The sequence below is a fragment of the Streptomyces sp. NPDC037100 genome (genome assembly GCF_055606225.1).
This window is the reverse complement of the sequence record NZ_JBVJSX010000011.1, coordinates 15622-36415: the sequence shown is the minus strand read 5'-3', so window position 1 is coordinate 36415 and position 20794 is coordinate 15622. Positions and strand designations below refer to the sequence as shown.

Here is a 20794-nt window from a genome sequence, read left to right as displayed (position 1 = left end):
CCGTTCGGGGCCGCCCTTTCCGGTGCTTCGCGCTACTTCTTCTTGCCGCGCTTCTCGCGCACGCGCACGGAGATGTGGATCGGCGTCCCGTCGAAGCCGAACTCCTCGCGCAGGCGGCGCTCGATGAAGCGCCGGTAGCCCGCCTCGATGAAGCCGGAGGCGAACAGGACGAACCGCGGCGGCTTGGTGCCCGCCTGCGTGCCGAACAGGATGCGCGGCTGCTTGCCACCCCGCACCGGGTGCGGGTGGGCGGCGACCAGCTCACCGAGGAAGGCGTTCAGCCGTCCCGTCGGGACCCTGGTCTCCCAGCCCGCAAGGGCGGTCTCGATCGCCGGGACGAGCTTCTCCATGTGCCGGCCGGTGCGCGCCGAGACGTTGACCCGCGGCGCCCACGCGACCTGGCCGAGCTCGGTCTCGATCTCCCGCTCCAGGTAGTAGCGGCGCTCCTCGTCGAGGGTGTCCCACTTGTTGTACGCGAGGACGATCGCGCGGCCCGCCTCGACGGCCATGGTGACGATCCGCTGGTCCTGCACCGAGATGGACTCGGAGCCGTCGATCAGGATGACCGCGACCTCCGCCTTCTCGACGGCGGCGGCGGTGCGCAGCGAGGCGTAGTAGTCGGCGCCCTGCTGGAGGTGGACGCGCTTGCGGATGCCCGCCGTGTCGACGAACTTCCAGGTGACGCCGCCGAGTTCGATCAGCTCGTCGACGGGGTCGCGGGTGGTGCCCGCCAGCTCGTTGACGACGACGCGCTCCTCGCCCGCCACCTTGTTCAGCAGGGAGGACTTGCCGACGTTCGGGCGGCCGATCAGGGCGATGCGGCGCGGGCCGCCGATGCCGCCCCCGCCGAAGGTCTGGCGCGGCGCGTCGGGGAGCACCTCCAGGACCTGGTCGAGCATGTCGCCGGTGCCCCGGCCGTGCAGCGCGGACACCGGGTGCGGCTCCCCCAGGCCCAGCGACCACAGGTAGGAGGCGTCGGCCTCGCCGCTCGGGCCGTCCACCTTGTTGGCGCACAGCACGACCGGCTTGCCGGCCTTGCGCAGCAGCCGGACGACGGCCTCGTCGGTGTCGGTGGCGCCGACCTTGGCGTCGACGACGAAGACGACCGCGTCGGCGGCCTCGATCGCGTACTCGGCCTGGGCGGCCACGGAGGCGTCGATACCGAGGACGTCCTGCTCCCAGCCGCCGGTGTCGACGACCTTGAAGCGGCGGCCCGCCCACTCGGCCTCGTAGGTCACACGGTCGCGGGTGACTCCGGGCTTGTCCTCGACGACCGCCTCTCGGCGCCCGATGATGCGGTTCACCAGAGTCGACTTGCCGACATTGGGGCGGCCGACGACGGCGAGCACGGGAAGCGGGCCGTGACCCGCCTCCTCGATGGCGCCCTCGACGTCCTCGAGGTCGAAGCCCTCCTCCGCGGCGAGCTCCATGAACTCCGCGAACTCGGCGTCGCCGAGCGCCCCGTGGTCGTGCTCGTGGGCGCCCTCGGACGCGTCCGAGCCGTCGGGCTGGATGTGGTCGTTCATGAAGTCCGTACCTCGTCGTTCATTCGTGGTGGTCGGTGGAGTACCCGGTGTGTTCCGGGCTTGTCCACTACTCAGTGTCGCCTAGCGCCTGGTGAGGTGCCTGGCGTTTTCCAGGTGGGCCGCCAGCTGCTTCTGGATCCGCCCGGTCGCCTCGTCCAGCGCCTTGCGCGTCCGGCGGCCGCTGCCGTCGCCCGCCTCGAAGGGCTCGCCGAAGACGACGTCGACGCGGGAGCGCAACGGAGGCAGCCCCTTTATCAACCGTCCCCGCCTCTCGGAACTTCCCAGCACGGCCACCGGCACGATCGGGGCGCCGCTGCGCACCGCGAAGTACGCCAGGCCGGCGCGCAGCGAGGCGAAGTCGCCCTCGCCCCGGGTGCCCTCCGGGAAGATGCCGAGCACGCCGCCCTCGGCCAGGACGCCGAGCGCCTGGGTGATCGCCGTGCGGTCGGTGGTGTCGCGGTCGACCTTGACCTGCCCGATGCCGAGCAGGAAGGGGTCCAGCGGACCGATGAAGGCTTCCTTCTTGATCAGGAAGTGCGTCGGCCGGGGCGCCACGCCCATGACCATGGGGCCGTCGATGTTGTGGGAGTGGTTGACCGCGAGGATCACCGGGCCGCTCGCGGGCACCCGCCAGGCGCCCAGCACGCGCGGCTTCCACAGCCCGTACATCAGACCGACGCCGATGCGCCGCCCGACCTCGGCACCCCGCGCCGAAGGAAGCTCGGTCACTTTCCGGCCCGCTTCTCCTCGACGAGGGTGACGACGCACTCGATGACCTGGGCCAGCGTGAGCTCGGTGGTGTCCACCTCGACGGCGTCGTCCGCCTTGGCGAGCGGGGAGGTCTTGCGGCTGGAGTCGGCGGCGTCCCGCTTGATCAGGGCCTCGCGGGTGGAGTGGACGTCGGAGCCCTTCAGCTCACCGCTGCGGCGGGCGGCGCGCGCCTCCGGGGAGGCGGTGAGGAAGATCTTGAGGTCGGCGTCGGGCAGCACGGTCGTGCCGATGTCCCGGCCCTCGACGACGATGCCCTGCTCCGCGGAGGCGGCGATCGAGCGCTGCAGCTCGGTGATCCGGGCGCGCACCTCGGGCACCGCGCTGACCGCGCTGACCTTGGAGGAGACCTCCTGGGTGCGGATCGGAGCCGAGACGTCCACACCGTCGACCGTGATGGCGGGCCCTTCCGGGTCGGTGCCGGAGACGATCTCGGGCTTGCCCGCCACGGCGGCGACGGCGGACGGGTCGTCTATGTCGATGCCGTTGCTCACCATCCACCAGGTGATCGCCCGGTACTGGGCGCCGGTGTCCAGGTAGCTCAGCCCCAGCTGGGCCGCCACGGCCTTCGAGGTGCTCGACTTGCCGGTGCCGGCGGGGCCGTCGATGGCGACAATCACTGGCGTGGCGCTTTCCACAGTGGGGACCTTCCTGAACCGGGCTCGGCGGGGGTGAGGGCGCGAGTGCCCCGCACAAGGTTACTGGGTGCGGGTCACTCGTCCGGCCGCGCGTCCACGGCGCAGCCACCCGCCAACCACGGCCACCCTGCCACGCCCGTCACCCGCCCACCGCCGGCGCCCCACGGCGACGCTCCGCCCGCTCCGGCAGACCCGGCCCGCACTCGACGACGACACCCGGCCGCGCCCGGCGACGGCACCCACCCGCCCTCCTGCCCGTCCGGCGCTGGAGGACGCGGGCGGCAGCCCGCCCGGTCCGGCCGGGCGGCAGCCCGCCCGGCCGGACCGGGTGACCTGCCTACTGCCGGAGAGCCCAGCCCCGTTCCCGCAGCGCGGCGCTCAGCACCGGGGCCGCCTTCGGCTCCACCATCAGCTGCACCAGACCGGCCTGCTGCCCCGTCGCGTGCTCGATGCGCACGTCCTCGATGTTGACGCCGGCCATACCCGCATCGGCGAAGATCCTGGCCAACTGCCCCGGCTGGTCGTCGATGAGCACGGCCACGACCTCGTAGGCCCGTGGCGCGGACCCGTGCTTTCCCGGGACGCGGACCTGGCCGGCGTTGCCGCGCCGCAGCAGGTCCTCGACCCCGCCGGCGCCCTCGCGGCGCTTGTGGTCGTCGGAGGACTGCAGGGCACGCAGGGCCCGCACGGTCTCCTCCAGATCCGCGGCGACGTCCGTGAGCAGGTCGGCGACCGGCGCGGGGTTCGCGGAGAGGATGTCGATCCACATCCGGGGGTCGGAGGCGGCGATCCTCGTCACATCCCGGATGCCCTGCCCGCACAGCCGTACGGCGGCCTCCTCGGCGTGCTCCAGGCGCGCGGCGACCAGGCTGGAGACCAGGTGGGGCATGTGCGAGACGAGGGCGACGGCACGGTCGTGGGCGTCGGCGTCCATCACCACCGGCACGGCACGGCAGTGTGAGACGAGTTCCAGGGCGAGGTTCAGCACCTCGGTGTCGGTGTCCCGGGTCGGGGTGAGCACCCAGGGACGGCCCTCGAAGAGGTCGCCGGTCGCGGCCAGCGGGCCGGACTTCTCCCGGCCCGACATGGGGTGCGAGCCGATGTACGCGGACAGGTCGAGGCCGCGTGCCTCCAGCTCGCGGCGCGGCCCCCCCTTGACGCTGGCGACGTCGAGGTAGCCGCGTCCCGCACCGCGGCGCATGGCGTCGGCGAGGACGTCGGCCACGTGCGCGGGCGGGGCGGCGACGATCACGAGGTCCACGGGCCCGTCCGGCGCCTCGTCCGTGCCGGCGCCGAGCGCGGCCGCCGTACGGGCCTGCTCGGGATCCGGGTCGGCGAGGTGCACGGTGACGCCCCGCTGAGACAGGGCCAGGGCGGCGGACGTGCCGATGAGGCCGGTGCCGATGACGAGTGCGGTCCTCACTGGGCGATGTCCTTGCGCAGGGCGGCCGCGGCGCCGAGGTAGACGTGGGCGATGCCGGCCCGGGGCCGGTCGGACTCGATGTGCGCGAGGACGCGGACGACTCGGGGCATGGCGCCCTCGATGTCCAGTTCCTGGGCGCAGATCAGCGGCACGTCGACGATGCCCAGCTTGCGGGCGGCCGCGGCCGGGAAGTCGCTGCGCAGATCGGGCGTGGCCGTGAACCAGATGCTGATCAGGTCGTCGGCGGCGAGATCGTTGCGCTCCAGGATCTCCGTGAGCAGGGCTCCGACCTGCTCGTCCATGTGCCCGGCCTCGTCCCGTTCCAGTTGGACGGCGCCCCGGACCGCTCGTACCGCCACGGCGATGCTCCTTGCTGACGTGCGTGTCGCTCTACGTCCGACCAGCCTAGTCAGCCCGCGCGACGCGGGTGCGCGGCGCCCGCCCGGTGAGACGCCGGGAACGACACCTTTGGGTAAGTTCAGTGCCTAGATGACATGAATTCCGATTCAAGCCTTTTGCACGTTCGGAGTGACGACATGACCCACGAGACCACGCGCCGCACGGTTCTCCTCGCGACCGGCGCCACGGGTGCCGCGGCACTCGTCGCGGCCTGCGGCGGGGGCGGCGACGACAGCGGTTCCGCGTCGACGGGCTCCCCCACCGGCCAGGACACGACGGCCGGCCCCGCCGGGCAGGTCCTGGCCAACATCGACGAGATCCCGGTCGGCGGCGGGAAGATCTTCAAGGACGAGGAGGTCGTGGTCACCCAGCCGGAGCAGGGCCGGTTCAAAGCCTTCTCGGCGATCTGCACCCATCAGCGCTGCACCGTGGGGTCCGTCTCAGGCGGCACGATCAACTGCCCCTGCCACGGCAGCAAGTTCAAGATCGCCGACGGCGCGGTGACCCACGGCCCGGCGACCCAGCCGCTGCCCGCCGAGCAGATCACCGTGGAGGGGAACTCGATCCGTCTGGCCTGAGGGCCCGCACCCGGCACCGGGCCGTCACGCGTCCCACAGGGCCCCGAGGGTGAGCAGGTCGCTCCGGTACTCGACGCGGTCGGCCCACTCGGTGGGCCAGGCCTCCGCGCCCAGGTACGCGCCCGCGAAGGCGCCCGTCAGGCAGGCGATCGAGTCCGAGTCGCCGGCCGTGCAGGCGGCGCGGCGCAGGGCCGTCACCGGCTCGTCGACGAAGAGCAGGAAGCACAGCAGCCCGGTCGCCAGGGCCTCCTCGGCGATCCAGCCCTCGCCTGTGGCCAGACACGGGTCGGTCTCCGGCGAGACGGTGCCCACGGCGTGCCGGAGCCGTTCGAGGACCTCCAGGCACTCGTCCCAGCCGCGGGACATGAACTGCTCGGGGCTCGGGTCCCCGGCCCGCCGCCACAGGTCACCGAGCCAGCGCTCGTGGTAGCGACTGCGGTTCTCCAGGGCGTACGAGCGGAGCAGGCCGATCAGCCCGGTCGGCTCGGCGCCCTGCGCGAGCAGGCGTACGGCGTGCGCGGTGAGGTCGGACGCGGCGAGCGCGGTGGGGTGCCCGTGGGTGAGGGCGGACTGCAACTGGGCGGCGCCCGCGCGCTGTTCGTCACTCAGGCCGGACACCAGGCCCAGCGGCGCGACGCGCATGTTGGCGCCGCAGCCCTTGGATTCGGTCTGGCTGGCGTCCTGCCAGGGGCGGGACTCGTCCTTCAACAGACAGCAGGCCTTCATGCAGGTGCGGCCCGGAGCCCGGTTGTTCTCAGGGGACTGGTACCAGTCCACGAACTCCTCACGCAGGGGCCGCACCAGCCGCAGCGGGGCGAGCACGCCCCGGTCCATCGCCGTCCGCACCGCGCGGCCCAGCGCCAGCGTCATCTGGGTGTCGTCCGAGACGGTGGCGCGCTGCGGCAACTCCAGCTGCCGCCACGGTCCGAACGTGGCGAGGATCGACGGTACGTCGTGGAACTCGGTCGGGTATCCCAGCGCATCCCCGAGGGCCAGGCCCGTGAGCGCTCCGGTGGCGGCCTGCTTGTGGACGAGCGTGGTCATGCGGGGCGTCCTTCCCGGGTGGGCCGGAGGAGGGGTGGGTGGAGGGCGGTGGCGGTCCCGGCGCGGTACAGCGCGGCGGGCTTGCCGCGGCCGCCGGTCAGTCGCGCGGCGCCCGGGACGGCTTCGACGAAGCCGGGGGTGGCGAGCACCTTGCGCCGGAAATTGGGCCGGTCGAGCTCGGTGCCCCATACCGTCTCGTAGACCTGCTGGAGCTCGCCGAGGGTGAACTCGGGCGGGCAGAAGGCGGTGGCGAGGCAGGTGTACTCGAACTTGGCGCCGACGCGGTCGTGGGCGTCGGCCAGGATGCGGTCGTGGTCGAAGGCGAGCGGCCCGGCCGTCCCGTACGGCATCCAGCGGGCCTGCGCGGCGTCACTGCCGCCGTGCGCCTCGGGTGCGTCGGGCAGCAGTGCGGCGAAGGCGACCGACACGACCCGCATCCGGGGATCGCGGCCGGGCTCGCTGTAGGTCCGCAGCTGCTCCAGATGCAGCCCGGAGACGTCGGACAGGCCGGTCTCCTCGGCGAGTTCACGCCGGGCGGCCGTCTCCGCGGACTCGTCCGGCTGCACGAACCCGCCGGGCAGGGCCCAACGCCCGGCGTACGGCTCCTGCCCGCGCTCGACGAGCAGCACGTGCAGCGCGCCCTCCCGGAGGGTGAACACTGCGAGGTCGACGGTCACCGCGAAGGGTTCGTGGGCGTACTCGTCGTAGCCGTCCATGGCGAACACCAACACCCCCTTTAATAGTCAGCACGACTATAAAAGGGGGTGCGGGTCGCTCACAAGCCCTCGGGGCGACGCGGACTCTAGAGGTCGACCTCCTGCATCAGCATCCCGACCTCCGTGTTGGACAGCCGCCGCAGCCAGCCCGACTTCTGGTCGCCCAGGGTGATCGGCCCGAAGGCGACCCGGACCAGCTTGTCGACCGGGAAGCCGGCCTCCGCGAGCATCCGGCGCACGATGTGCTTGCGGCCCTCGTGGAGGGTGACCTCGACGAGGTAGTTCTTGCCGGTCTGCTGGACGACCCGGAAGTGGTCCGCGCGGGCGTAGCCGTCCTCCAGCTGGATGCCGTCCTTGAGCTGCTTGCCCAGGTCGCGCGGGATGGGACCGACGATGTGTGCGAGGTAGGTCTTCTTCACGCCGTACTTCGGGTGCGTCAGCCGGTGGGCCAGCTCGCCGTGGTTGGTGAGCAGGATGACGCCCTCGGTCTCGGTGTCGAGCCGGCCGACGTGGAAGAGCCGGGTCTCGCGGTTGGTGACGTAGTCACCGAGGCACTGCCGGCCCTCCGGGTCCTCCATCGTGGACACGACACCGGCGGGCTTGTTGAGCGAGAAGAACTGGTAGCTCTGCGTCGCGACGGTCAGGCCGTCGACCTTGATCTCGTCCTTCTCCGGGTCGACGCGCCGCCCCTGCTCCAGGACGATCTCGCCGTTGATCTCGACCCGGGCCTGCTCGATCAGCTCCTCGCAGGAGCGCCGGGAGCCGAAGCCCGCGCGGGCGAGGACCTTCTGCAGCCGCTCACCCTCCTGCTCGGCGCCGGGGAAGGTCTTCGGGAGCTTGACCTCCTTCTTCCCGGCGTACCGGTCGCGGTTGCGCTCCTCGACCTGCGCCTCGTACTCACGCGGGCGCGCCGGGGCCGTACGCCCCTGCTTCTGGGGCTGCTTGGGGCCGCCCTTGGCGCCACCGCGGGCCGCGCCGCCACGCCCGGCCTTGGGGCCGTCCTTGGTCGCCCCGGGGCCCACGTCGTAGCGGCGCTCCTCCGGGCGCGGCTTCTTCGGACGGCCACTGCCCTGCTTGTCGTCGCGGTTGTTGCCGGCGCCGCGGAAGTTGCCGCGACCACCACCACTCCCGCCGCGGCCGCCGCTGTTGCCACCACGGCTCCCGCCGTTGTTTCCGCTGCTGTTCCTGCCGCTGCTGCTTCGCATCAAAGTTCCGTCTGGTCGTCTTCGTCGTGGGTCCCCGGGCTCACCGGGCTGCCCGGGGCGTCGTCGTCAGGCGCGTCCGGGTCGAACGACGGTACGCCCTCCTGGGTCTCGGCCTCGATCGCCTCCGCCTCGGGGAGGAAGGGCGCGAGCTCCGGGAGCTCGTCCAGACCGCGCAGGCCCATCCGCTCCAGGAAGTAGTTCGTCGTCCTGTACAGGATCGCACCTGTTTCGGGTTCCGTGCCCGCCTCCTCTGTCAGTCCCCGCTGGAGGAGGGTGCGCATGACGCCGTCGCAGTTCACTCCGCGTACCGCCGAGACCCTGCTGCGGCTGACCGGCTGGCGGTAGGCGACGACGGCCAGGGTCTCCAGGGCGGCCTGGGTGAGGCGGGCCTGCTGCCCGTCCAGGACGAAGCGCTCGACGGCCGGCGCGAAGGCGGCCCGGGTGTAGAAGCGCCAGCCGTTGGCGACATAGCGCAGCTCGAAACCGCGGCCCTGGACGGTGTACTCGTCGGCCAGCTCGCGCAGGGCGTCCGCGATCTGGCGCCTCGGCCGCTCCAGTATCTTCGCGAGGTGCTCCTCGGTCGCGGGCTCGTCCACGACCATGAGGACGGCCTCCAGGGCGGGCTTGAGGTCGAGATCGGCGACGGTACGCAGTCCGGCCGGCAGGTCGGTCGTTCGCTCGCTCACGCCTTCTTCTCCTCCTTCGGCGGCTCGGGCGGCCGGTCGAACTCGTCGGTGACGGTCGGTGCCTCGTCCCCGTCCCCGCCGGTCCACCGCACGCGCAGCTCCCCGAGCGCGGTCTCCTGCTCCAGGGCCACGGCCTTCTCGCGGTACAGCTCCAGCAGGGCGAGGAACCTCGCCACGACGGTCAGGGTGTCGTCGGTGTCCGCCACGAGGGACCGGAAGCCGGCCTCGCCGAGCTCCCTGAGCCGGGCGACGACGATCTGCGCCTGCTCCTGCACGCTGACCAGCGGGGCGTGGATGTGGTCGACGTAGACCTGCGGCTTGGGTCGGGGCTGCATCGCCTTCACGGCGAGTTTGGCGAAGCCCTCCGCGCCGATGCTGATGACGACGTCGGGCAGCAGCTCGGCGTGGTGTGCTTCGAGTCCGACGGTCCGGGGGTAGCGCCGGGCCTCGTCGTCGAGCCGCCCGCTGAAGATGTCGGCGATCTGCTTGTACGCGCGGTACTGCAGCAGCCGGGCGAACAGCAGGTCCCGTGCTTCGAGCAGGGCGAGATCGCCCTCGTCCTCCACCTCGGCGGCGGGCAGCAGCCGCGCGGCCTTCAGGTCGAGCAGGGTGGCGGCGACGACCAGGAACTCGGTCGTCTCGTCCAGGTCCCAGTCCGGCCCCATCGCCCGGATGTACGCCATGAACTCGTCGGTCACCTTCGACAGCGCGACCTCGGTGACGTCCAGCTTGTGCCGCGAGATCAACTGCAACAGCAGATCGAAGGGCCCCTCGAAGTTGGCGAGCCGGACTTTGAAGACCCCGCCGTCCGCAGCTTCGGCGTCGTCGGCCGGGGGCTGCGAGCCCGGGGCGCCTCCGGAAGCCTCGCCCGGCCCGGCCGCGGCGCCCGCAGGCGCCACCCCGGCCGGGACCGCCTCCTTCGGCTGCCCGACCGACAGACCCGCACGGTCCACATCCACAACCGGCCCACGCTGCCCGACCGACGGAACTGCAGAGTCCGCCGCCACAACCGGCCCACGCTGCTCAACCGGCGGACCCGCACGGTCCGCCTCCACTACCGGCCCACGCTGCTCAACCGGCGGACCCGCACGGTCCGCCGCCGCGGGAGCCCCGGGCTGCTCGGTCGCCGGGGCCGCCGCTCCCCGCCCCAGCGCACGCCGGCGGCCGGGCCGGCCGCCGGGGGGAGGTGGGGAAGCGTTCGAGGTCATGGCCCCCGCAGGCTACCGCTACCGCCCGCGCAGTCGCCGTACGAGGATGCTGGCGTCTCCGCGGGTCTCCAGGTCGGCGAGGACCACCGCGACCGCCTCGCGGACGATGCGCCCGCGGTCCACGGCCAGACCGTGCTCGCCGCGGAGGACGAGACGGGCGTGTTCGAGGTCCATGAGCTCCTCGGCCGACACGTAGACCGTGATCTTCTCGTCGTGCCGCTCACGACCGCTGGGGCGGCGCGAGGGGTTCCGCCCACGCTTGCGGGGCGCGGCCGCTGCCGCACCGGCGGCAGAACCTTCCTGCGCCGCCTGCCGACGGGCGGCGCCGGAGCGCTCGGCGGCCGCGGAACGGCTGTGGCCCTCCCCGGCCTCGGCCGGCTCCGCGTCCGCCGCGACATGCTCCGGACCCTCGCCGTCACCGCCCTGCGCGGGCACCGCCTGCGGCGCGTCCTCCGCAGCGGCGGCCGCCGCGTCGCCCTCCCCCGCCGGAGCGGGCACCCTGGCGTCGCCGTTGGCCTGACGCCTGGGCTGGGACGACTGAAGCGCCATACCCCCTGTCGTACGGAAGAGTTCGTCGGCCCCCGGCAGACTCACTCGGCGTGACACCGGGCGAGCACCTCCCTGGCGAGCTGGCGGTAGGCGGCGGCACCGACGGAGTTGGAGGCGTACGTGGTGATCGGCTCGCCGGCGACCGTGGTCTCCGGGAAGCGGACCGTGCGCCCGATGACCGTGTGGTAGACGTGGTCGTCGAAGGCCTCGACCACCCGCGCGAGCACCTCACGGCTGTGCACCGTGCGCGAGTCGTACATGGTGGCGAGGATGCCGTCGAGCTCCAGCTCCGGGTTGAGCCGTTCCTGGACCTTCTCGATGGTCTCCGTCAGCAGGGCCACACCGCGCAGCGCGAAGAACTCGCACTCCAGCGGCACTATCACCTTGTGCGCGGCCGTCAGGGCGTTCACCGTGAGCAGGCCGAGCGAGGGCTGGCAGTCGATGACGATGAAGTCGTAGTCGGGCAGCAGCGGCTTCAGAGCGCGCTGCAGCGTCGACTCGCGGGCGACCTCGGAGACCAGCTGGACCTCGGCCGCCGACAGGTCGATGTTGCTGGGCAGCAGGTCCATGTTGGGGACCGCCGTCTTCAGCAGCACCTCGTCGGCCGCCATCCCCCGCTCCATGAGCAGGTTGTAGACGGTGAGGTCGAGCTCCATCGGGTTGACGCCGAGTCCGACCGACAGCGCGCCCTGCGGGTCGAAGTCCACGAGCAGGACCCGGCGTCCGTACTCCGCGAGCGCGGCACCCAGGTTGATGGTCGACGTGGTCTTGCCGACGCCGCCCTTCTGGTTGCACATCGCGATGATCTTCGCGGGGCCGTGTTCGGGCAGCGGTCCCGGGATCGGGAAGTACGGCAGCGGCCGCCCGGTCGGGCCCACACGCTCCCGGCGCTGTCTGGCCGCGTCGGGCGCGAGAGTGGCCGCGTACTCGGGGTCGGGCTCGTACTCCGCGTCGGGGTCGTAGAAGTGCCCCTCGGGCAGTTCGTCGTAGTCGGCGAAGTGGTTGTGGGGCGCGCCACTTCCGTCGCCGGCCATGGCGTTCACGTGATGGCCATCCATCTTCTGGTGTGCAGTGTGAGTCGCCTGCTGACTCTGGTGGGCTGCGAAGGTGCGCACAGCGACGGAGCCGACAGCCGCGAACCCCGCGGGCTCCTGGTCCCGTGCAGGCATTCCTGGTTGGCCACCCCCGGGAGTAAATGTCGACTCATTCACAAGTCGTCTTACCTCCTTGGTGACCAGGAAACTTCTAGACAGGTCAGCGTGGCACCATGCCGACAGCTGGCGACTCTATGGCGTGTCGGGCGTCCGCAGCAACACAATCCGCCGGACCCGGCCCGATGTGTCGGCAATGAAACATCCCGCTGTCAAGGGCGTACGGCCGTCGCACGGCAGGTTTCACCGGTGTGCGAATCGGTTGAAGGGTTACGTTCGAGGCGAGTTGCTCGAGAATCGCGAAGTGACCATACACACATCCGGCCGGACCTTGTCGGGCAAGGTCCGGCCGGGTGCGCGGCGTTGACGACCTGTGTTGACGTATCGCCTTTGCCGGTTGGTTACTTAGCCGACTTACCGGCTAGGGGCGGCGGGCGGCTCAGCCGAGCAGCGAGGTCAGCTCCACGTGCTCCACGCCGTGCGCCTCGGCGACCTCGCGGTAAACGACCTTGCCATCGTGGGTGTTGAGACCCTTGGCCAGCGCCGGGTCGCGGCGCAGCGCGTCCGCCCAGCCGTGGTTGGCCAGTTCGACGATGTACGGCAGCGTCGCGTTGGTCAGCGCGTAGGTGGAGGTGTTGGGCACCGCGCCGGGCATGTTGGCGACGCAGTAGAAGACCGAGTTGTGGACCTGGAAGGCCGGCTCGGCGTGGGTGGTCGGACGGGAGTCCTCGAAGCAGCCGCCCTGGTCGATCGCGATGTCGACAAGGACACTCCCGGGCTTCATGCGCGAGACGAGCTCGTTGGTGACCAGCTTCGGGGCCTTGGCGCCGGGGATCAGCACCGCGCCGATGACGAGGTCGGCCTCCAGGCAGGCCTTCTCCAGTTCGAAGGCGTTCGAGACGACGGTCTGGATCTTCGTACCGAAGACCTTGTCGGCCTCGCGGAGCTTGTTGATGTCCTTGTCGAGCAAGGTCACGTGGAAGCCCATGCCGATGGCGATCTGCGCGGCGTTCCAGCCGGAGACACCGCCGCCGATCACGACGGCGCGGCCGGCCAGCACGCCGGGGACACCGCCGGGCAGCACGCCGCGGCCGCCGTTGGCGCGCATCAGGTGGTAGGCGCCGACCTGCGGGGCCAGCCGGCCCGCGACCTCGGACATCGGGGCGAGCAGCGGCAGCGCGCGGCTCGGCAGCTCGACGGTCTCGTAGGCGATGGCCGTGGTGCCGGACTCCAGCAGGGCGTCCGTGCACTCCTTGGAGGCGGCCAGGTGCAGGTAGGTGAAGAGCGTCTGGTCCTTGCGGAGGCGGTGGTACTCCTCGGCGATGGGCTCCTTGACCTTCAGCAGCAGGTCGGCGGTGGCCCACACCTCGTCGGCGGTGCCGAGGATCTGCGCACCCGCGGCGACGTACTCCTCGTTCATGATCGAGGAGCCGACGCCGGCGTCGCGCTCGATGACGACCTGGTGGCCGTGGCGCACCAGCTCGTGCACGCCGGCGGGGGTGATGGCCACCCGGAACTCGTTGTTCTTGACCTCGCGGGGGATGCCGACCTTCACGTCGATCACGGTCCTTGGCTCAGAGGGTACGGGGGGTCTTACTTAGACATACCCGGGCACGCACGGGCACACCGGGAGAGACCGCAGGAGAACGTGCGGCAGAGCCAGTCTAATGAAGGTGTTCTCGCTGTCTAGCCTTTCATTGCATCAATCTTCAGCTGATGTGGTACGGATTTCGCAGGCGTCAGGGTCGTTTTGAAGGTTTGAGTCGCCGAGAATCCGCTCGGCGGCGCCCCGGTGCAGCCCCGCCGACGCGGGATCACCCAGGCGTTCGAGGGTGTCGGCGACCCGCAGGTGCAGGGCCGCCTGCAGCCGCGGGTCCTCGGCGCGCCGCGCCCACTCCACGGCCTCCCGGCAGGTGCGCAGCGACTCCTCGGGACGGCCCGCGTACCCCTGGACCCGTGCCAGCTCGCTCAGGGCCCGGGCCTGGGCGGCCACGTCGCCGTTCTTGCGGTGCCCGGCGATCGCCGCGCGCCAGTTCCGCAGGGCTTCGCCGTAGCGGCCCGCATGGGTGTGTGCGGCGGCGATGCGCCCGTAGAGCCGGGCGGCCTCGCCGCGCTCGCCCCGGGCGAGTCGCTCGACCAGGGCACGGCCGAACCAGTCGGCGGCCCGGTCGAAGTCGCCGAGCTCCAGGTGCGCGCCGCCTACGGATTCCATCGCGCGGCCGGTCGCGTACGGGTCGTTCACCTCGCGCCCGGCGTCCAGCGCGGCCCGGTAGCGCACCAGGGCGTCGGCCGTGCGGCCGGTGCGGGCGTCGAGGTCGCCGAGGTTCAGCAGGGCGGCGGCCCGCTCGCGGGGCAGGTTCCGGCGCTCGGCGACGTCGAGGACCATGCCGTGGATGTCGTAGAGGTCGGGCGCGGCGGCCTGGGTGCCGATGTGCGCCGCCATCGCCCGGACCAGCTGGGACATCAGCCGTCGGGCCAGGGTGTCCAGCTCCCCGTCGGCGACCGCGAGCCGGGCCGAGGCCAGCAGGGCGGGGCGGGTCAGGCGCAGCCAGTCGGCGGCCGCCCGCGGAGTGGGGAAGCGCAGCGCGCGTGGCATGTCGAGGAGCTTCTGGCGGGCCTGCGGGCTGTCGGTCTCGGTGATCGCCCGGCAGGCCTGGAGCAGTCGGACGGTGCGCTCCAGCATGCGGGCGCGGGCCAGCTGGAGATCGGCCGGGCGTTCGTGGTGCTCGGCGAGGATCCGCAGCTGCGGGTGCAGACAGCCGGGCACCTCGTACTGCGGCAGCGGGGAGTCCACCGCGTGCAGGAAGCCCAGGGCGACGAAGTCGTCGAGGGTGGTGCGGGCGCTGTCGACCGAGCAGCCGACGAGCGCCGACGCGGTCTGCGGGTCGACGAGGCCGGCCGGGGCGAGGGCGAGCAGGCGCAGCATCCGGGCGGCGGTCGGGTTCAGGGCGGCGTGGGCGAGCCGGAAGACCCGGGTCAGGGCGGTGCCCTCGGAGTCGTCGGCGCGCAGCTGCTTGGCCAGGTCGGAGACGGCGGCCTTGGGGCGTGCCGCGAGCCAGCCGCCCGCCAGCATCAGCGCGGCGGGCTGCCCCTGGCACTCCTCGGCGAGGCCCTCGGCGGCCCGGGGGTCGACGGTGATGCGGACCGAGCCGGTGTGCCGGGTCAGCAGTTCCACTCCGGACTTGGCGTCCAGTCCGCCCAGGGTGCAGGGGCGGACGTCGGAGATGCCGGTGAGCGGGCCCTCGGAGACCGCGACGACCAGGCAGTCGGGGGTGTCGGGCAGCAGGGCGTCGACCTGCTCGGCGTCGGCCGCGTCGTCCAGCAGGAGCAGCGCCCGGCGGTCGGCCAGGGCGGTGCGCAGAGCGTGGGTGAGGTCCTCCTCGCAGGCCCCGGCCGGTGCCTGCTCGTCCAGGGCGGTGAGGAGGTCCCGGGCGGCGCGTCCGGCGGGGACGGGGGTGCCGTCGGGTTCGGTGAGGCCGGCGCGCAGTACCCCGTCGGGGTAACGGTGCGCGACCTGCCGGACGAGTTCCTCGGCGAGTGCGGTGCGGCCCGAACCGGGCCGGCCGGCGATGAGCAGCACGCGTGCGCGGGGCGCCTTGCGGCCGGCCAGGGTGTCCAGTCCGGCGCGCTCGATGTCGGCGCACAGTTCCTTCAACTCCCGCGTGCGGCCGAGGAACTCGCTCGCCCCGGCAGCGGGCCCGGCCGGCCGCACGTCGCCTGTCTCCACGACCTGATCCGTCACGGGCCACACTCCCGTCCCACCGCACACGCAAGCCCGCCGGGACTCCGGTTCGGGCGTGCCCCAGAGCCTAGTTCACGCTCTGCAACGCCCCCGGAAGAGCACGGCGGGCACGGCGCCCGCATCCCCCGATCGGATCAGCAGATCGTAGGACTGACCGGCTTCGGGGTCGCGCCTCAAAGGGGCGCGGGGAACCGCGCGACCAACCACGCCGCACCTCAAAAGGGCGCGGGGAACCGCGCGACCAACCACGCCGCACCTCAAAAGGGCGCGGGGAACCGCGCGACCAACCACGCCGCGCCTCAAAGGGGCGCGGGGAACTGCGCGACCGGCCACGGCGACGCCGCACCCGACCGACGACCTTCGCGGCACCCGCCTGTCACGGCCCTCCCAGCGGAGCGCTACGCCTCGAACGGACGCGCCGGCCAGGGAGCCTGGGCCGGGCGCAGGGCGTCCAGCCCGTCACCGGCCCGCGCGGCGACCAAGGAGAGGACGCCCACGACGAGGCAGTTGTTGTGGAGCTCGCCGGCCAGCACACCCCGCACGAGATCCTCGACCGGCACCCGGTCGAGTTCCATGTCGGCCTCTTCCTCCGCGACCGCGAACCGCTCCCCCTCGGCCTCGGACAGGTCCCGCGCGAGGAAGATCCGGACGGCCTCGTCGCAGCCGCCGGGCGTGGTGTAGACGTCGGTCAGCACCCGCCAGTCCTCGGCCTTGACGTGCGCTTCTTCGTACAGCTCGCGCTGCGCGGCGTGCAGCGGGTTCTCGCCGGGGACGTCGAGCAGACCGGCCGGGATCTCCCACAGCTTGTGGCGCACGGGGTGGCGGTACTGGCGCAGGACGAGCACACGGTCGGCCTCGTCGAGGGCGAGGACGGCCACGGAGCCGGGGTGGACCTGGTAGTCACGGCCGACCACGGTGCCGTCGGGCATGACCACGTCGTCGGTGCGGACGGAGGTCTTGTTGCCCGTGAAGGGGGTCTCCGTCGCCCGGATCTCCCATTCCTCCGGGATGTCCTTGATCGTCATGCCTGTCCTTCCACGTGCCACGACCTGCCGAAACGAAACCGGGGTGCACACCCTTTGAAGGGATGCACCCCGGCCACCGTACAACTGGTGTGTTACTTCGAAATCTTCCGTTCGACCGAGGCCTTGACGAGCCCGGCGAACAGCGGGTGCGGACGCGTCGGACGCGAGCGCAGCTCCGGGTGGGCCTGCGTGGCGACCAGGTACGGGTGGACGTCGCGCGGGTACTCGACGTACTCGACGAGCTTGCCGTCCGGCGAGGTGCCGGAGAACAGGATGCCCGCCTTCTTCTCCAGCTCGGCGCGGTAGGCGTTGTTCACCTCGTAGCGGTGCCGGTGGCGCTCCTCGACGTACTCCTTGCCGTCGTACACCTCGCGCACGATCGACCCCTCGGCCAGCTTCGCCGGGTACATGCCGAGCCGCATGGTGCCGCCCATGTCGCCCTCACCGGCGACGATGTCGAGCTGTTCGGCCATGGTGGAGATGACCGGGTGGGAGGTGGCCGGGTCGAACTCGGTGGAGTTCGCGTCGGTGACGTCGGCCAGGTTGCGCGCGGCCTCGATCACGATGCACTGCAGGCCGAGACAGAGGCCGAGCAGCGGGATCTTGTTCTCGCGGGCGTACTTGATCGCACCGACCTTGCCGAGCACACCGCGGTCGCCGAAGCCGCCGGGGATGCAGATGCCGTCGACGTCGCCGAGCTGCTGGGCGGCACCGGCCGGGGTCTTGCAGTCGTCGGAGGTGACCCACTTGATCTTCACGCGGGCGCGGTTGGCGAAGCCGCCGGCGCGCAGCGCCTCGGTGACCGACAGGTAGGCGTCGGGCAGGTCGATGTACTTGCCGACCAGGGCGAGGGTGATCTCGTGGTCGGGGTTGTGGACGCGGTCGAGCAGGTCGTCCCAGGTCGTCCAGTCGACGTCACGGAAGGGCAGGTCCAGCTTGCGGACGACGTAGGCGTCCAGGCCCTCGCCGTGCACCGTCTTCGGGATGTCGTAGATCGAGCGGGCGTCGGGGCAGGCCACGACGGCGGCCTCGTCGACGTCGCACATCAGGGAGATCTTGCGCTTGATCGCGGTGGGCACCTCGCGGTCGCAGCGCAGCACGATCGCGTCCGGCTGGATACCGATGTTGCGCAGGGCCGCAACCGAGTGCTGGGTGGGCTTCGTCTTCAGCTCACCCGAGGGGCCGATGTACGGCAGGAGCGAGATATGGACGACGAAGACGTTGTCACGGCCGACCTCGTGACGGACCTGGCGGACGGTCTCCAGGAACGGCAGCGACTCGATGTCGCCGACCGTGCCGCCGACCTCGGTGATCACGACGTCGACCTCGTCCGTCGCCATGCGGCGGATGCGGTGCTTGATCTCGTTGGTGATGTGCGGGATGACCTGCACGGTGTCGCCCAGGTACTCGCCGCGCCGCTCCTTGGCGATCACGGTGTTGTAGACCTGGCCGGTGGTGACGTTCGCGGAGCCGTCGAGGTCGCGGTCGAGGAAGCGCTCGTAGTGGCCGATGTCCAGGTCGGTCTCGGCGCCGTCGTTGGTGACGAACACCTCACCGTGCTGGAAGGGGTTCATCGTGCCCGGGTCCACGTTCAGGTACGGGTCGAGCTTCTGCATCACGACGCGCAGACCGCGGGCCTTGAGCAGCATGCCGAGGCTGGAGGCCGTCAGGCCCTTGCCGAGCGAGGAGGCGACACCCCCGGTGACGAAGATGTGCTTGGTCGTCGAATTACGAAAAGCGGCGGGCGGCATGGCCAAGACGGGGCTCCCGTGGTCGCGGTCTGGGGGTGCGGTACGGCTGCCCGCCGGAAAACTCCGGGGTGCCGTCGCTGCGGTTCGGGGGTTCCCTGTCGGGAAGGGGCCCACCGGTCCACGGGCTACCAGCGTATCAGCGCCGCGGGACGGTGGCTTCCGGCCACGCTCCGCACACATCCCGACACGGAGGCGGCCACCCTCACCGCTTCCTCACCCGTTGCTCACTCGTTCGACGTACTCCCCTTGTCCGGACGGGCACCCGGATCATCCGCGTGCGTCGTATCCTGCTCGGACACTCGCTGCCGAGCCCGTCCGGCCCAACGGCACCACCCCCCGCCCGTGAACACCGGAACAACGTGAGCTCGTCAGTTCGTTGAGCAACAATTGGCGCTTTGCATCACGGCTGAGCGACCTGTTTTGCTTCATCGCTCAATGACGCATTGCAAGACCTGCTGAAAACCCCCCTTGACCGCACTAGCGACAGCCCCCTCGTGGGGTGACGTGGCCGTTCGACTGGAGTTGCACGTGGCCGGGCGCATCGAAGACTACGCACTCATCGGAGACATGCAGACCGCTGCCCTGGTCTGCCGGGACGGGACAGTCGACTGGCTGTGCCTGCCCCGCTTCGACTCGCACGCCATCTTCGCCGGCCTGCTGGGCAACGAGGAGCACGGCTTCTGGCGGCTCGGACCCGCCTACGCCTCCGACCAGCAGCCCCCCACCGCCGCGCGGCGCAGCTACCGGGGCGACTCGCTGATCCTGGAGTCCGAGTGGGACACCCAGCGGGGCACGGTCCGGGTGACGGACTTCATGCCGCCGCGTGACGGTGCCCCGCAGCTGATCCGGATCGTGGAGGGCGTCTCGGGCCGCGTGCCGATGCGCTCGGCGCTGCGGATGCGGTTCTCCTACGGGCGGGTGGTGCCGTGGGTGCACAAGCACGAGGGGCGCACGGTGGCCGTCGCGGGCCCCGACTCCGTGTGGTTCGACACATCCGCGGAGACGTACGGCAAGTCGCTGACGACGTACGCGGACTTCACGGTCGCGCCGGGTGACCGGATCGCGTTCACGATCTCCTGGGAGCCCTCGCACAAGGAGCCGCCGCCGCTGCCCGAGCCGGAGCAGTCGCTGGAGGCGACGGAGGACTTCTGGCGCGAGTGGGTCGACCACTGTACGTACCACGGCCCCTACCGCGAGGCCGTGGTGCGCTCGCTGATCACGCTGAAGGCCCTGACCTACGCCCCGACCGGCGGCATCGTCGCAGCGCCCACCACCTCCCTGCCGGAGGACATCGGCGGCGTCCGCAACTGGGACTACCGCTACACCTGGCTGCGCGACGCGGCGATCACCCTGTCCTCGCTGCTGCGCACCGGCTACCGCGAGGAGGCCCGTGCCTGGCGCGAGTGGCTGCTGCGGGCGGTGGCCGGCGACCCGGAGAACCTGCAGATCATGTACGGCATCGCCGGCGAGCGCGAGCTCGGCGAGGCGGAGCTGGACTGGCTGCCGGGCTACGAGAACTCCACCCCGGTCCGGGTCGGCAACGGCGCGGCCCACCAGCTCCAGCTGGACGTGTACGGCGAGGTCACCGAGGCCCTGCACCTGGCCCACATGACGGGCCTCGCGCGCAACGACTACGCCTCGCTGCTCCAGCTGAAGCTGATCCGCTACCTGGAGGACCACTGGCAGGAGCCGGACGAGGGCATCTGGGAGGTGCGCGGACCGCGCCGCCACTTCGTGCACTCCAAGGTGATGGCCTGGGTGGCGGTCGACCGCACGATCAAGCTGATCGAGTCCGGCGACGCGGACGGCCCGCTGGAGCGCTGGCGGGAGCTGCGCGACGACATCCACCGGGACGTGTGCGAGCGGGGCTACGACAAGGAGCGCAACACCTTCACGCAGTCGTACGGCTCGAAGGAGCTGGACGCCTCGCTGCTGCTGATCCCGCAGATGGGCTTCCTGCCGCCGGACGACAAGCGGGTCATCGGCACGATCGAGGCGATCCAGCGTGAGCTGTCCACGTCGGACGGCTTCATCCTGCGCTACCCGACCACCAGCGGGGACGAGAACGTCGACGGTCTGCCCGGCGACGAGGGCGCGTTCCTGGCCTGCTCGTTCTGGATGGCCGACGACCTGGCGATGATCGGCCGCGTGGACGAGGCCCGCAAGCTGTTCGAGAAGCTGCTGTCGCTGCGCAACGACCTCGGTCTGCTGGCCGAGGAGTGGGACCCGCGCCTGCAGCGCCAGGTCGGCAACTTCCCGCAGGCGTTCAGCCACGTGCCGCTGATCGACACGGCTCTGCGTCTGACCGCTTCGGGCGCCTACGGCGGCTGAGCGGGGCGGCCCCGGGGTGTCACTGCGGCCTGAGGGCCATGAGCGTGCCCCAGC

General features: G+C 71.6%; 18 protein-coding genes. 2 read left to right on the top strand and 16 right to left on the bottom strand.

Annotated features, from left to right (window positions below):
• Nucleotides 1–32: 32 nt before the first annotated feature.
• From der to aroH, 5 genes are all read right to left on the bottom strand, one after another.
• Nucleotides 33–1526, bottom strand: coding sequence for a ribosome biogenesis GTPase Der (gene der, locus ACZ7EG_RS30500; protein ID WP_471085817.1), 1494 nt, complete (start codon nt 1524–1526; stop codon nt 33–35).
• An 81-nt stretch (nt 1527–1607) separates the two neighbouring features.
• Nucleotides 1608–2255 carry a lysophospholipid acyltransferase family protein gene (locus ACZ7EG_RS30495; protein ID WP_471085814.1) on the bottom strand — a complete coding sequence of 216 codons (648 nt, stop codon included), beginning with the start codon at nt 2253–2255 and terminating at the stop codon, nt 1608–1610.
• Nucleotides 2252–2914 (bottom strand): (d)CMP kinase, encoded by a 663-nt coding sequence (gene cmk, locus ACZ7EG_RS30490; RefSeq protein WP_471085811.1) that lies wholly within the window; start codon nt 2912–2914, stop codon nt 2252–2254. Before cmk ends, ACZ7EG_RS30495 begins: the two co-directional genes overlap by 4 nt.
• 355 nt (nt 2915–3269) lie before the next feature.
• Nucleotides 3270–4355: a prephenate dehydrogenase gene (locus ACZ7EG_RS30485; RefSeq protein ID WP_471085808.1), complete on the bottom strand. Its 1086-nt coding sequence runs from the start codon at nt 4353–4355 to the stop codon at nt 3270–3272.
• Entirely contained in the window at nt 4352–4714 is a 363-nt protein-coding gene (aroH, locus tag ACZ7EG_RS30480; protein ID WP_471085805.1) for a chorismate mutase, read from the bottom strand. Before aroH ends, ACZ7EG_RS30485 begins: the two co-directional genes overlap by 4 nt.
• A gap of 177 nt (nt 4715–4891) precedes the next feature.
• Between aroH and ACZ7EG_RS30475 the strand changes: the two genes are divergently transcribed.
• Complete coding sequence (locus tag ACZ7EG_RS30475; protein ID WP_471085803.1) at nt 4892–5332, top strand: Rieske (2Fe-2S) protein; 441 nt, start codon at nt 4892–4894, stop codon at nt 5330–5332.
• A 24-nt stretch (nt 5333–5356) separates the two neighbouring features.
• Here the strand turns inward: ACZ7EG_RS30475 and ACZ7EG_RS30470 are convergent, their stop codons facing one another.
• The 11 genes from ACZ7EG_RS30470 to ACZ7EG_RS30420 all read right to left on the bottom strand — a co-directional run bounded on the left by ACZ7EG_RS30470 (nt 5357) and on the right by ACZ7EG_RS30420 (nt 18409).
• The gene (locus ACZ7EG_RS30470; RefSeq protein ID WP_471085800.1) at nt 5357–6376 is read right to left on the bottom strand and encodes an ADP-ribosylglycohydrolase family protein; all 1020 of its coding nucleotides are present in this window, start codon (nt 6374–6376) and stop codon (nt 5357–5359) included.
• Nucleotides 6373–7092, bottom strand: coding sequence for an NUDIX hydrolase (locus ACZ7EG_RS30465; protein WP_471086480.1), 720 nt, complete (start codon nt 7090–7092; stop codon nt 6373–6375). Before ACZ7EG_RS30465 ends, ACZ7EG_RS30470 begins: the two co-directional genes overlap by 4 nt.
• Before the next feature lie 86 nt (nt 7093–7178).
• Nucleotides 7179–8297, bottom strand: coding sequence for a pseudouridine synthase (locus ACZ7EG_RS30460; RefSeq protein ID WP_471085797.1), 1119 nt, complete (start codon nt 8295–8297; stop codon nt 7179–7181).
• Nucleotides 8297–8983 carry an SMC-Scp complex subunit ScpB gene (gene scpB, locus ACZ7EG_RS30455; RefSeq protein ID WP_471085794.1) on the bottom strand — a complete coding sequence of 229 codons (687 nt, stop codon included), beginning with the start codon at nt 8981–8983 and terminating at the stop codon, nt 8297–8299. Before scpB ends, ACZ7EG_RS30460 begins: the two co-directional genes overlap by 1 nt.
• A complete protein-coding gene (locus ACZ7EG_RS30450) occupies nt 8980–10191 on the bottom strand; it encodes a segregation and condensation protein A (RefSeq protein ID WP_471085791.1) in 1212 nt (403 codons plus the stop codon). The genes scpB and ACZ7EG_RS30450 overlap by 4 nt, the downstream gene beginning before the upstream one ends.
• Before the next feature lie 18 nt (nt 10192–10209).
• The gene (locus tag ACZ7EG_RS30445) at nt 10210–10797 is read right to left on the bottom strand and encodes a hypothetical protein (protein ID WP_344461934.1); all 588 of its coding nucleotides are present in this window, start codon (nt 10795–10797) and stop codon (nt 10210–10212) included.
• Complete coding sequence (locus ACZ7EG_RS30440; protein WP_078625596.1) at nt 10782–11909, bottom strand: ParA family protein; 1128 nt, start codon at nt 11907–11909, stop codon at nt 10782–10784. Before ACZ7EG_RS30440 ends, ACZ7EG_RS30445 begins: the two co-directional genes overlap by 16 nt.
• Before the next feature lie 421 nt (nt 11910–12330).
• Nucleotides 12331–13455: an alanine dehydrogenase gene (gene ald, locus ACZ7EG_RS30435; protein WP_471085786.1), complete on the bottom strand. Its 1125-nt coding sequence runs from the start codon at nt 13453–13455 to the stop codon at nt 12331–12333.
• Between the two features lie 138 nt (nt 13456–13593).
• On the bottom strand, nt 13594–15633 hold the full coding sequence (locus ACZ7EG_RS30430) for a tetratricopeptide repeat protein (protein WP_471085783.1): 2040 nt from the start codon (nt 15631–15633) through the stop codon (nt 13594–13596).
• 398 nt (nt 15634–16031) lie between these two features.
• Complete coding sequence (locus ACZ7EG_RS30425; RefSeq protein ID WP_471085780.1) at nt 16032–16658, bottom strand: NUDIX domain-containing protein; 627 nt, start codon at nt 16656–16658, stop codon at nt 16032–16034.
• Nucleotides 16659–16750: 92 nt separating this feature from the next.
• Nucleotides 16751–18409 carry a CTP synthase gene (locus ACZ7EG_RS30420; RefSeq protein ID WP_471086477.1) on the bottom strand — a complete coding sequence of 553 codons (1659 nt, stop codon included), beginning with the start codon at nt 18407–18409 and terminating at the stop codon, nt 16751–16753.
• A gap of 528 nt (nt 18410–18937) precedes the next feature.
• On the opposite strand from ACZ7EG_RS30420, the gene ACZ7EG_RS30415 reads away from it, so the two are divergent.
• A complete protein-coding gene (locus tag ACZ7EG_RS30415) occupies nt 18938–20740 on the top strand; it encodes a glycoside hydrolase family 15 protein (RefSeq protein WP_471086474.1) in 1803 nt (600 codons plus the stop codon).
• Nucleotides 20741–20794: the final 54 nt, after the last annotated feature.

Coding starts and splice junctions, on each gene's coding strand:
- der (WP_471085817.1), bottom strand. CDS start 1,526: ATGAACGACCACATCCAGCCCGACGGCTCGGACGCGTCCGAGGGCGCC.
- ACZ7EG_RS30440 (WP_078625596.1), bottom strand. CDS start 11,909: ATGCCTGCACGGGACCAGGAGCCCGCGGGGTTCGCGGCTGTCGGCTCC.
- ACZ7EG_RS30425 (WP_471085780.1), bottom strand. CDS start 16,658: ATGACGATCAAGGACATCCCGGAGGAATGGGAGATCCGGGCGACGGAG.
- ACZ7EG_RS30420 (WP_471086477.1), bottom strand. CDS start 18,409: ATGCCGCCCGCCGCTTTTCGTAATTCGACGACCAAGCACATCTTCGTC.
- ACZ7EG_RS30465 (WP_471086480.1), bottom strand. CDS start 7,092: ATGGACGGCTACGACGAGTACGCCCACGAACCCTTCGCGGTGACCGTC.
- ACZ7EG_RS30475 (WP_471085803.1), top strand. CDS start 4,892: ATGACCCACGAGACCACGCGCCGCACGGTTCTCCTCGCGACCGGCGCC.
- ACZ7EG_RS30450 (WP_471085791.1), bottom strand. CDS start 10,191: ATGACCTCGAACGCTTCCCCACCTCCCCCCGGCGGCCGGCCCGGCCGC.
- ACZ7EG_RS30470 (WP_471085800.1), bottom strand. CDS start 6,376: ATGACCACGCTCGTCCACAAGCAGGCCGCCACCGGAGCGCTCACGGGC.
- ACZ7EG_RS30460 (WP_471085797.1), bottom strand. CDS start 8,297: ATGCGAAGCAGCAGCGGCAGGAACAGCAGCGGAAACAACGGCGGGAGC.